The sequence below is a fragment of the Rhizobium sp. NFR07 genome (genome assembly GCF_900111905.1).
Taxonomy (GTDB): domain Bacteria; phylum Pseudomonadota; class Alphaproteobacteria; order Rhizobiales; family Rhizobiaceae; genus Neorhizobium.
Window position 1 is genome coordinate 15,214 of record NZ_FOKM01000019.1, and the last position, 11,044, is coordinate 26,257.

The 11,044-nt window shown below is 57.8% G+C and carries 7 protein-coding genes and 3 tRNA genes; 9 read left to right on the forward strand and 1 reads right to left on the reverse strand.

Translation table 11 applies throughout. From position 1 onward, the window contains the following. Positions 1-225 precede the first annotated feature (225 nt). Positions 226-3,753 carry a hybrid sensor histidine kinase/response regulator gene (locus tag BM216_RS28505; protein WP_143102892.1) on the forward strand — a complete coding sequence of 1,176 codons (3,528 nt, stop codon included), beginning with the start codon at positions 226-228 and terminating at the stop codon, positions 3,751-3,753. Positions 3,754-4,441: 688 nt separating this feature from the next. Here the strand turns inward: BM216_RS28505 and BM216_RS28510 are convergent. Then, positions 4,442-4,517: transfer RNA gene (locus BM216_RS28510), tRNA-Val, on the reverse strand. A gap of 275 nt (positions 4,518-4,792) precedes the next feature. Here BM216_RS28510 and BM216_RS28515 point away from each other — a divergent pair. The 8 genes from BM216_RS28515 to nuoF all read left to right on the forward strand — a co-directional run bounded on the left by BM216_RS28515 (position 4,793) and on the right by nuoF (position 10,965). Continuing rightward, positions 4,793-4,869 (forward strand) — tRNA-Asp (locus BM216_RS28515). 56 nt (positions 4,870-4,925) lie between these two features. Next, positions 4,926-5,002 (forward strand) — tRNA-Asp (locus BM216_RS28520). A gap of 702 nt (positions 5,003-5,704) precedes the next feature. Further along, positions 5,705-6,070: an NADH-quinone oxidoreductase subunit A gene (locus BM216_RS28525; RefSeq protein WP_093003014.1), complete on the forward strand. Its 366-nt coding sequence runs from the start codon at positions 5,705-5,707 to the stop codon at positions 6,068-6,070. Continuing rightward, complete coding sequence (locus BM216_RS28530) at positions 6,061-6,642, forward strand: NuoB/complex I 20 kDa subunit family protein (RefSeq protein ID WP_093003016.1); 582 nt, start codon at positions 6,061-6,063, stop codon at positions 6,640-6,642. The genes BM216_RS28525 and BM216_RS28530 overlap by 10 nt, the downstream gene beginning before the upstream one ends. 18 nt (positions 6,643-6,660) lie before the next feature. Continuing rightward, positions 6,661-7,263 carry an NADH-quinone oxidoreductase subunit C gene (locus tag BM216_RS28535; protein WP_093003018.1) on the forward strand — a complete coding sequence of 201 codons (603 nt, stop codon included), beginning with the start codon at positions 6,661-6,663 and terminating at the stop codon, positions 7,261-7,263. Positions 7,264-7,347: 84 nt separating this feature from the next. Next, complete coding sequence (locus tag BM216_RS28540) at positions 7,348-8,538, forward strand: NADH-quinone oxidoreductase subunit D (RefSeq protein ID WP_093003020.1); 1,191 nt, start codon at positions 7,348-7,350, stop codon at positions 8,536-8,538. Between the two features lie 98 nt (positions 8,539-8,636). Then, positions 8,637-9,569 (forward strand): NADH-quinone oxidoreductase subunit NuoE, encoded by a 933-nt coding sequence (gene nuoE / locus BM216_RS28545; protein WP_093003022.1) that lies wholly within the window; start codon positions 8,637-8,639, stop codon positions 9,567-9,569. Between the two features lie 91 nt (positions 9,570-9,660). Beyond that, positions 9,661-10,965 (forward strand): NADH-quinone oxidoreductase subunit NuoF, encoded by a 1,305-nt coding sequence (gene nuoF, locus BM216_RS28550; protein ID WP_093003024.1) that lies wholly within the window; start codon positions 9,661-9,663, stop codon positions 10,963-10,965. The last annotated feature ends 79 nt before the right edge of the window (positions 10,966-11,044 follow it).

Genomic DNA, 11,044 nt, shown 5'->3' on the forward strand with positions numbered 1-11,044 from the left:
CTGGAACATACCCTCGATTTTCATTCCCGGTAACGTCGATGCGTCATGCCGGCGCGCGCGCAACATTGGAACTCAATCGATTTTTTTGGGAAGCCCTATTCCAAGAGCGAAGTATCACTGAACACTTTTGCCAGCTACCCTGATGTTTTCTCTGAAGAGCTTGCTGAACAGTCCTATCGGCTTTATGCCCGGTTGGCCAAGCGAACTCTGACATAAGCTGTGATCATGACCGAAGACAAGCACCTTCAGATCGTCGAACGGCTCAGCGCCGCCCAAGCGGCGGGAGGCGTCGGAAGTTTTTCAATAGACATCGCCAACGATCTTGTCACGGCCACGCCTGAATTCTCGAAACTGTACGGCTTGGATCATCTCATGGTGCGACCGGCAACCGATTTCGAAGCTGTCGTTCTTGTGGATGACCAGCCGGTCGTCTCACATCCTGGTAACCGTCGGATGGGAAATGCTGCCACAGAGGTCGAATACCGGATCCGCCGGCACGATGGCGAAATCCGCTGGATCGCCCGAAAAGGCGAATTTGAGCGCGATGCAAGCGGCAATCCGATCCGTTTTATCGGTATCGCCCGTGATGTAACATCCAGGAGGGTAGCAGAGGACAATCTCAGGAAGACGCAGGAAAAGCTCACTCTAGCTCTGGAGGCGACCGGGGTTGGGACGTTTGACTATGATCTCGTCCATAACGTGCTTGAATGGGACGACAGGTGCCGGGAGCTGTTCGGGCTTCCGGACGAGGCTCCTGTCTCCTACGAGACATTCCTAAGCGGTTTGCATCCGGATGACCGGGACAAGATCGATGCTGCCGTCAAGGCAGCGGTCAACGTTGAGGGAAATGGGGAATACGACGTAGCCTACCGTACGGTTGGCGTCGTGGACGGCGTTGTTCGCTGGGTCGCGGCGAAAGGCCGGACGTTCTTCGAGAACGGGATAGCTCTCCGTTTTATCGGAACAGTCCGCGACGTGACTCAGGCGCGGCTGGAGGAGATGGCGCACAGGGAGACAGAGGAGCGCTATCATCTCGCAAGCCGTGCAACCAACGACGCGATATGGGACTGGGATTTCTCCACGAACTTCGTGCTGTGGAACGAGGCGCTTGTGAAGGCATACGGCCATCGCATGGAGAATGTTGAGCCGACGGGAGAATGGTGGATAAAGCACATCCACCCGGACGACCGCTCCCGCATCGACCGATCGATCCATGCGGCTATCGATGGATCAGATGCGGATTGGAGTGGCGAATATCGCTTCCGCCGGGCCGACGGGACCTATGCGCCCGTGCTGGATCGCGGACACATCATCCGGGATGAGATGGGCAGCGCAATCCGCATGATCGGCGCTATGCTCGATCTCACCCGCGTCCAGGAAGCAGAGGCCGCCCTTCGCGAGAGCGAGCTGCGTTATCGCAGTTTGTTTGCCTCTCTGGATGAGGGCCTTTGCATGATCGAATTTGTCGACGGTCCGGACGGACCGCTGAGTGACTACGTCCATCTCGAATACAACGAGGCTTACAAGCGGCAGTCCGGCGTGCCTGATATCATCGGGAAAACCGTTCGCGAGGCCTTCCCGCAGGAGGCCGATAAATGGGTCGAGTTCTATCGCACTGTTTTGGAGACAGGAGAGCCGCGGCGGCTTGAACTCGCATTTGACGAGACCAAGCGTATCCTCGATGTCGGTGCCTTCCGCGTCGAGCCGCCGAGCCGGCGCCAGATTGCAGTCATCTGTCAGGATGTCACCGCGCGCCGAAGGGCTGAACAGGCGCTACAGGAAATGAACGAGACGCTCGAGCGGCGCGTGGCGGAGCGAACCGCCGACCGCGACCGCATGTGGCGGCTGTCGACCGACATCATGCTTGTCGCCGACTTCTCCGCAAGGATAACTGCGGTCAATCCGGCCTGGAAATCCGTATTTGGCTGGGAGGAGGGTGAGCTGATTGGACGCTCCTTCATGGACCTCGTTCACCCTGACGATAGGCAATCCACGCTCGACGAAGTCGGTAAGCTTGGCCAAGGCGCGACGACTTTCCTATTCGAGAACCGTTACCAAGCCCATGACGGCAGCTATCGCACAATTTCCTGGACAGCAGTGCCTGATGACGCATTCATCCACGCTGTCGGGCGTGACGTCACCGAAGAGCGTGAAGCGGCGATCGCGTTGAAAAGGACGGAAACGGCCCTACAGCAGGCGCAGAAGATGGAGGCCATCGGAAACCTGACCGGTGGTGTGGCTCATGACTTCAATAACTTGCTTCAGGTGGTCGCCGGCAACCTGCAACTCCTTGCCAAGGACGTTGTCGAAAACGACCAGGCCCAGCGCCGTATCGTCAACGCTTTGGCCGGTGTTGACCGTGGATCAAAGCTCGCATCGCAATTGCTGGCCTTCGGTCGTCGCCAGGCTTTGGATCCCCGCGTTCTCAACATCGGGCGCCTCGTGCGCGGAATGGACGAGATGCTGCGTCGGACGATCGGCGAGGGTGTCGAGGTAGAGACGATCGTTTCGGGCGGTCTTTGGAATACGCTCGTCGATCCAATGCAGATCGAGAACGCGATCCTCAACCTTGCGATCAATGCGCGCGACGCGATGGACGGTTTCGGCAAGCTGACAATCGAAGTCGGAAATAGCCATATCGACGATGCCTATTCTAGGCTGCACCAGGACGTGCAACCGGGTCAGTATGTCGTCTTGGCTGTCACCGACACAGGCACGGGCATGTCGCCCGATCTCATAGAAAAGGTCTTTGAGCCATTCTTTTCGACCAAGCCGGAGGGGAAGGGGACCGGTCTTGGTCTGTCTATGGTTTATGGCTTCGTCAAACAGACCGGCGGTCACGTCAAGATCTACAGCGAGGTTGGCCACGGCTCGACCATCAAAATGTATTTGCCCCGCTCGATGGGGCAGGAAGATCTTGAGGTCGTGACCCTCGATGGCCCTATCGAAGGCGGCCCCGAGACCATACTCGTCGCTGAGGATGACGAGGGTGTGCGGGCCACCGTTGTCGAAATGCTACAGGAACTGGGGTACCGCGTCCTGAAAGCGCCCGATGCCAGCGCTGCTCTGAGCATATTGGAGAGCGGGATGCCAATCGATCTGCTGTTCACCGACGTTGTGATGCCTGGCCCTCTGAAAAGTGCCGAGCTCGCTCGCAAGGCGAAAGAACGGCTCCCTCACATCGCCATCCTGTTCACATCGGGCTATACGGAAAATTCGATCGTGCATGGGGGCCGACTCGATCCGGGAGTACAGTTACTTTCCAAGCCCTATACCCGGGAGGCTTTGGCGCGGAAAATCCGACATGTGATCAACAATGAGAAGCAGGTTTCGCTTGCGATGGCCGATCAGAAGGCTTCTGATCGGGCGCCGGCGGAACCGGATGCTTCAGCTGAGAGCACGCTTATTCGCGTGCTTCTCGTCGAGGATAACGTTCTGATCCGCATTTCTGACGCTGATATGGTCATCGATCTCGGATACGAGGTTCTCGAGGCAGGTTCGGCGGAAGAGGCGCTCAATCTGCTTGACAATGCAGACGTCGACATTCTCGTCACAGATCTTGGACTGCCGGGCATGTCCGGAGAAGAGTTTGCGCGCGAGGTGCGCCGTCGGTGGCCGCAGATCGGCATCGTTTTTTCTACCGGGATGAATACCGCTCCAGATTTGGAAGACAACGCGAGGACAGCCCTGTTGCAGAAACCTCATGGTTTGAACGACTTCAAAGCGGCGTTGGACGCTGTTACTGGAGATTAGGACCGATTGCATGCATGTCGGAGAAATCCACGCCGTCGCTCAATCGGAGGCTAACGTGACTATCCACGAGTTACAGCGCAAGTCGTCATCGGCGAGAAAAGCGTGTTCAAGAGGCATGACGCGGCGAGCACGCAGAGGTCGTGATAACGAAAGGAGTCGCCGGTACACGCGTCCAGGGTCGGGCCTGCCGCAGGATTCATGAGGAGGATGAGCGCTGGTTGCGGCTCACGGCGCACAAGGAACGTACGCGGTTTCCCCATGAGATCGAATCGGCGTCTTACGCCAGGTCTGTTCACGGCAAAGGGTAAAACCGAGACCGGCAGCCGGACGTACATGAACAGCTGGCGGCAAAGGCTTACAAGGCCACCAGCCCCAGGAATGCGTTCAAGGATTGGTGCGTCGAGTCTGATTTGCCAGAATGCTCGGCCGCACGGAACGCGTAAAGGAGTTGCCGTGGCAGATGCTGAAGCGGGCTCTACGCTTTCCGAATCACGCGTCGCGATCGGACGGGCGGATCTCCACAAAACCAAGTTTTTTTAGCGAACAGCCGGAAAAGAGGGGGATGCGTTGGAATGACTTCGATCGTCAAGAAGCCCGGGATAATCTAGATCTTCTCACTACCGCGGCAAAAACGCCACTAGACGAAGTGACCACTGCAACTTTGGAAGATGGACTTTGATCTGGGGAATGGTGGGCGATGAGAGACTCGAACTCCCGACATCCTCGGTGTAAACGAGGCGCTCTACCAACTGAGCTAATCGCCCTTCGCGAGACCGGGTCGTCCCCGCCGCGTCAGTGGCGCTGATCTATGCGGATCGTGAAAAAACCGCAAGAGCCTTCTTGATGTTTTTTTGAATTTTTCGTCGAAACCCTGCAAAATATGATGGTCGCAGTGGAAAGAGGAATTGCGTCATTGTTTTGTCTTGAAACCTGCTTGACACCCGTTCGCGAACCTCTTAGGAAGCCGCCAACCGAGCGATTGAGGTCGCCCGGCCAAGTGGTTTCCCCGAAGGTTCCGAGGGGTTCCCTTGAAGAATGTGCGGGTGTAGCTCAGTTGGTTAGAGTGCCGGCCTGTCACGCCGGAGGTCGCGGGTTCGAGCCCCGTCACTCGCGCCATTCTTCGTCTCTTTACTCTCTTCCGGTTGTCTGGAAGATGCCGAAAGGCAATATGCGCGGGTGTAGCTCAGTCGGTTAGAGTGCCGGCCTGTCACGCCGGAGGTCGCGGGTTCGAGCCCCGTCACTCGCGCCATTTTTTTCCGCATCGGTTAGTATGCTGGCGACCATGGTCGCACTTCGGGAGTGTGCTTGTTTTTCCCGCGGCTCACTCACCCGTTCCTATAGATCGTTTCGCTGCTTGTTGCCCTACATGCCGTGCCGCCGGTAAGGGCAGGAGTCGGCCGACTGGGTTGCGTAAGTTGCTCGGAGGGTTGGATGTTGCATCGCAATTACGTGATCGACCGCGATGTCCGGCTGCCGTTTTGTCTCCTGCGTCACCTACAGAGGATTGATTGGAGGCCTCCCGCATCACGCGAGTTCTCATTGTGCACTGCGGCAACCGTTTGATTACCCTACCGGCTTTTGGCGAGTTGATCTGGATCAATATGGTGCGACTCGGCTGCGCGGTATCGTCGCAGGATGTCCGGTCGTAGTCACAGTTGGCAAAACGCAAATCATCCTGCAAACCTTGAAGTTCCTGCTCCTGTTAATAATTATCCGAGATAATTTCGCTGCTGCAGCACGAGCATTTTCCCTGCGTTTCCGCCATTCTGGCACGGTGTGCGACATTTAGTCGTCTTCCACACCGCTATGCGTGTGCGGTGCGCCGTTAAAGCACTTGCGTGGGGGGCTCGGCTGCGCTAGTCACGGGCTTGTTTGCAATGCACGTTCGCTTGCCGTGCACTGGTTAGAATAAAGTGCTTCCCGGCGCTTATGCAGGCAGGGATGGAATATCATGAGTGAACTCCTCGCGTCATATATCCCGATTGCTATATTTATCGGAATCTCACTGGTCATCGGCCTGGCGCTTCTGGTTGCCCCGTTCGCCGTGGCATATAAGGCGCCCGACGCAGAAAAGCTTTCCGCTTACGAATGCGGCTTCAATGCTTTTGACGACGCGCGCATGAAGTTCGACATCCGATTCTACCTCGTGTCGATCCTCTTTATTATTTTTGATCTTGAGGTCGCCTTCCTTTTCCCTTGGGCCGTATCCTTCGGCGAAATGGGTTGGTTCGGCTTCTGGTCGATGATGGTCTTTCTTGGTGTTCTCACCATTGGCTTTATCTACGAATGGAAGAAAGGAGCGCTGGAATGGGAGTAGTCGATAGCGGCAGCACCCTCGTTGCGCCTCGGCCGAAAGGCATAATAGATCCGAATACCGGGAAGCCGATTGGCAGCGACGACGCTTTCTTCGGTGAAATCAACAATGAGCTGGCCGACAAAGGTTTTCTCGTTACCTCTACCGACGAGCTGATCAACTGGGCCCGTACCGGCTCCCTTATGTGGATGACCTTCGGTCTTGCCTGTTGTGCTGTCGAGATGATGCAGCTCTCCATGCCGCGTTACGACGTCGAACGTTTCGGCTTTGCGCCACGCGCCAGCCCACGCCAATCCGACGTTATGATCGTCGCCGGAACGCTGACCAACAAGATGGCGCCCGCACTGCGCAAGGTTTACGACCAGATGCCGGAGCCGCGTTACGTCATTTCGATGGGCTCCTGCGCCAATGGCGGCGGTTACTACCACTATTCCTATTCTGTCGTGCGCGGTTGTGACCGCGTCGTGCCGATCGATATCTACGTGCCGGGCTGTCCCCCCACGGCAGAGGCGCTGCTTTACGGCGTGCTCCTGCTGCAGAAGAAGATCCGGCGCACCGGTACGATCGAGCGTTGAGGGCTTGAGGAGGATATCATGACTGAAGCCCTGCACGATCTTTCCACCTATATCCGCGAAGCTCGTCCGTCGCTCGTGGAAGAGGCCATTCTTGCCTATGGCGAACTGACGCTCGTCTCCGATGGCGAAAGCGTCATCGAGCTCCTGAGCTTCCTGAGGGATGACGCCCGTTGCGGCTTCGTCAGCTTTATCGATATCTGCGGTGTTGACTACCCGGCGCGCGCCAAGCGGTTCGACGTCGTCTATCACCTGCTGTCGCCGAAGCAGAACCTGCGTATCCGCGTGAAGCTCGCAACGGCAGAGGACGAAGCCGTACCGTCTGCTTGCCAGGTTTACCCTGGAGCTGACTGGTTCGAGCGCGAAGCATGGGACATGTATGGGATCCTCTTCACCGGACATCCTGACCTTCGCCGCATTCTCACTGACTACGGCTTTGAAGGTCATCCGCTGCGTAAGGATTTCCCGACCACCGGTTATGTCGAGGTTCGATACGACGACAGCGTCAAACGGGTCGTTTACGAACCGGTCGAGCTTCGCCAGGAATTTCGCAGCTTCGACTTTTTGAGCCCTTGGGAGGGGACCGACTACGTTCTTCCGGGCGACGAGAAAGCCAAGACGTAACGACCTGACGCTGGCGCGGCGCCGCGCCGGACGCCTCCACGTTTTCCCCGCCCGGGCGCTTGAGCGCTGGCACGGAGCAACAGCATGACTGAGCATAACGTTCGCAACTTCAACATCAATTTTGGGCCGCAGCACCCGGCCGCCCACGGCGTCTTGCGCCTCGTGCTTGAGTTGGACGGCGAAATCGTCGAGCGCGTCGATCCCCATATCGGTCTGCTCCACCGCGGCACCGAAAAGCTGATCGAGGCGAAGACCTATCTCCAGGCTTTGCCCTATTTCGATCGTCTCGATTACGTCGCTCCGATGAACCAGGAGCATGGCTATTCCCTCGCCGTCGAAAAGCTGCTCGGGATCACTATCCCCATCCGCGGCCAGCTCATTCGCGTACTTTATTCGGAAATCAGCCGCATTCTGTCGCATCTTCTCAACGTCACAACCCAAGCGATGGACGTGGGCGCGCTCACCCCGCCGCTATGGGGTTTCGAGGAACGCGAAAAGCTGATGGTTTTCTATGAGCGTGCCTCTGGTTCGCGCATGCACGCAGCCTATTTCCGTCCCGGCGGCGTCCACCAGGATCTGCCGGTTGAGCTGGTAGAGGATATCGGCAGGTGGTGTGACGAATTCCCGGCCAAACTCGACGACATTGATAATCTTTTGACCGGCAACCGCATCTTCAAGCAGCGCAATGTCGATATCGGCGTCGTCAGCCTCGACGATGCTTGGGCCTGGGGCTTTTCCGGCGTCATGGTACGTGGTTCCGGTGCTGCCTGGGACCTGCGCAAGTCGCAGCCCTATGAGTGCTATAGCGAACTCGATTTCGACATTCCAATTGGCAAGAACGGCGACTGTTACGACCGCTATCTGATCCGCATGATCGAGATGCGCGAATCCTGTAAAATCATGAAGCAATGTGTCAATCGCCTGCTCAGCGATGCCAAGACTGGCCCAGTCTCTTCTATTGACGGAAAGATCGTGCCGCCAAAGCGCGGCGAGATGAAGCGGTCGATGGAAGCACTCATCCATCACTTCAAGCTTTATACCGAAGGCTATCACGTGCCGCCCGGAGAAGTTTACGCGGCCGTTGAGGCTCCGAAGGGTGAGTTTGGTGTGTTCCTCGTTGCTGACGGTACCAACAAGCCCTATCGATGCAAAATTCGTGCCCCAGGCTATGCGCATCTGCAGGCAATGGATTTCATGTGTCGCGGTCATCAGCTCGCGGACGTTTCCGCCGTGCTGGGCTCGCTTGATATCGTGTTTGGCGAGGTGGATCGGTGATGGCTCAAGTCATCGCTGCCATGTCTGCCTATGCTTGGAAGGCCGTTTTTTCGGCGGCGTCCCAGCGTGTCTCAACTACTGATAAGGCGTGATAAAGAATGTCCGTTCGTCGACTAGCCGAAGAGCAGTTCCAGCCGGTTAACTTCGCGTTTAGCGAGGAAAATGCGGCATGGGCCGAGGCAACGATCAGGAAATATCCGGAAGGCCGGCAGCAGTCTGCTGTCATCCCGCTGCTCATGCGAGCGCAGGAGCAGGACGGCTGGGTCACCCGCGCCGCGATTGAGCACATCGCTGCCAAGCTGGATATGCCCTATATCCGCGTCATGGAAGTGGCGACCTTCTACACCCAGTTCCAGTTAAAGCCGATCGGTACCCGCGCGCATATCCAGGTTTGTGGCACCACGCCCTGCATGCTGCGTGGCTCCGAAGACCTGATCAAGGTCTGTCAGCGCAAGATCCATCACGACCCGCTGCATCGCAACGAGAGCGGCACGCTCTCCTGGGAGGAGGTTGAATGTCAGGGCGCTTGCGTCAACGCACCAATGGTCATCATCTTCAAGGACGCCTACGAGGACCTGACGCCTGAGCGCTTGGAAGAGATCATCGACCAGTTCGAGGCAGGCAAGGGCGCAGACATCAAGACCGGTCCGCAGATCGATCGACACGAATCGGCCCCTGAAGGCGGCGCCGTGACGCTGCTTGAAGATATCAAACCGGTCCGCACCAATCTTGAGCCGAAGGCAGAGCCGGTCGAAGAGGCGGCATCCGTCCCGCCAGCTGATGCCGCGCGTCCAAAGGACACCGCGCCCGAGACCGACCCCAAGCTGAAGACACCCGTAACGGCGCCCAAGGCTGCAGCGAGAAACGCCAAGATCGCCGAAAAGGGCGAGGCGACGACGACCACTGCCAAGGCGGCTCCTAAGGCGCGTGGAAGCAAAGCGGAAGGCGCTCCTGCGGAGCCTGGTGTGCCGTCTGGTGAGACCAAGCCGAAACGGGTTCGCAAACCCAAGACCGAAGGCGAGGTCTCGTGATGCTGAAAGTAACCGTGGCACCGGTCGTATTTCCGGAAATGCCAGTAACGAAATTTGATATGCTAATGTCGGCCGAGTAGGTGGATAGATCATGCTGAAAGACCAGGACCGCATCTTCACGAATATTTACGGCCTCAAGGACAAGTCTTTGAAAGGCGCGATGAGCCGTGGCCATTGGGATGGAACGAAGACGATCATAGAAAACGGCCGCGACTGGATCATCAATGAGATGAAGGCGTCGGGACTTCGTGGTCGTGGTGGTGCAGGCTTCCCGACAGGCCTCAAGTGGTCCTTCATGCCGAAGGAGAACGACGGTCGTCCTCACTACCTCGTTGTCAATGCCGATGAATCCGAGCCCGGAACCTGCAAGGACCGCGAGATCATGCGCAACGATCCGCACACGCTGATCGAAGGCTGCGTGATCGCTGGCTTCGCCATGGGCGCGCACACCGCCTACATCTATGTCCGCGGTGAATACATGCGCGAACGCGAAGCCCTACAGGCCGCGATCGACGAATGTTATGCTGGTGGTCTGCTCGGCCCGAACAACAAGAACGGCTGGGATTTCGACATCTACGTCCATCATGGCGCCGGTGCCTACATCTGTGGCGAAGAAACGGCGCTGCTCGAAAGCCTTGAAGGTAAAAAGGGTCAGCCCCGTTTGAAGCCGCCGTTCCCGGCCAACATGGGCCTCTACGGCTGCCCGACCACGGTCAACAACGTTGAATCGATCGCCGTCGCCCCAACCATCCTGCGCCGCGGCGCCGCCTGGTTCTCGGCCATCGGCCGCCCGAACAATGTCGGCACCAAACTGTTTATGGTGTCGGGCCACGTTAACAAGCCCTGTACTTTCGAAGAAGCGATGGGTCGAACCTTCCGCGAGCTCATTGACACCCATTGCGGCGGCATCCGCGGCGGCTGGGACAATCTGCTTGCCGTTATCCCAGGTGGCGCATCCTGCCCGATCGTGCGGGGCGAGGACATGGCAGACGCGATTATGGATTTCGACGGGATGCGCGACGTCAAGTCCTCCTTCGGCACCGGCGGCATGATCGTCATGGACAAGTCGACCGACGTCATCAAGGCGATCTGGCGCATTGCGGCCTTCTTCAAACACGAAAGCTGCGGCCAGTGCACTCCGTGCCGCGAAGGCACCGGCTGGATGATGCGCGTTCTTGAGCGAATGGTCCGGGGTAATGCACAAAAACGCGAAATCGACATGCTGTTCCAGGTCTCGAAACAGATTGAAGGCCACACGATCTGCGCGCTCGGCGACGCAGCCGCTTGGCCGATCCAGGGTTTGATCCGCAATTTCCGTCCGGAGATCGAGGCACGGATCGACCAGTACACGCACAACGCGACCTCTCAGGGCGCCGTCATGGAGGCCGCCGAGTAACGCACTGGAAAGGGCGACCGGCTGTTGAAATGGACTAGTTCCGGGCGCAGGCTCGGGTTGAACACAGGACGTAAGTGAT

Excerpts from the sequence above, each read along its gene's own strand:
- nuoE (WP_093003022.1), top strand. The coding sequence starts at position 8,637 with ATGTCCGTTCGTCGACTAGCCGAAGAGCAGTTCCAGCCGGTTAACTTC.
- BM216_RS28540 (WP_093003020.1), top strand. The coding sequence starts at position 7,348 with ATGACTGAGCATAACGTTCGCAACTTCAACATCAATTTTGGGCCGCAG.
- BM216_RS28525 (WP_093003014.1), top strand. The coding sequence starts at position 5,705 with ATGAGTGAACTCCTCGCGTCATATATCCCGATTGCTATATTTATCGGA.
- BM216_RS28535 (WP_093003018.1), top strand. The coding sequence starts at position 6,661 with ATGACTGAAGCCCTGCACGATCTTTCCACCTATATCCGCGAAGCTCGT.
- nuoF (WP_093003024.1), top strand. The coding sequence starts at position 9,661 with ATGCTGAAAGACCAGGACCGCATCTTCACGAATATTTACGGCCTCAAG.
- BM216_RS28505 (WP_143102892.1), top strand. The coding sequence starts at position 226 with ATGACCGAAGACAAGCACCTTCAGATCGTCGAACGGCTCAGCGCCGCC.
- BM216_RS28530 (WP_093003016.1), top strand. The coding sequence starts at position 6,061 with ATGGGAGTAGTCGATAGCGGCAGCACCCTCGTTGCGCCTCGGCCGAAA.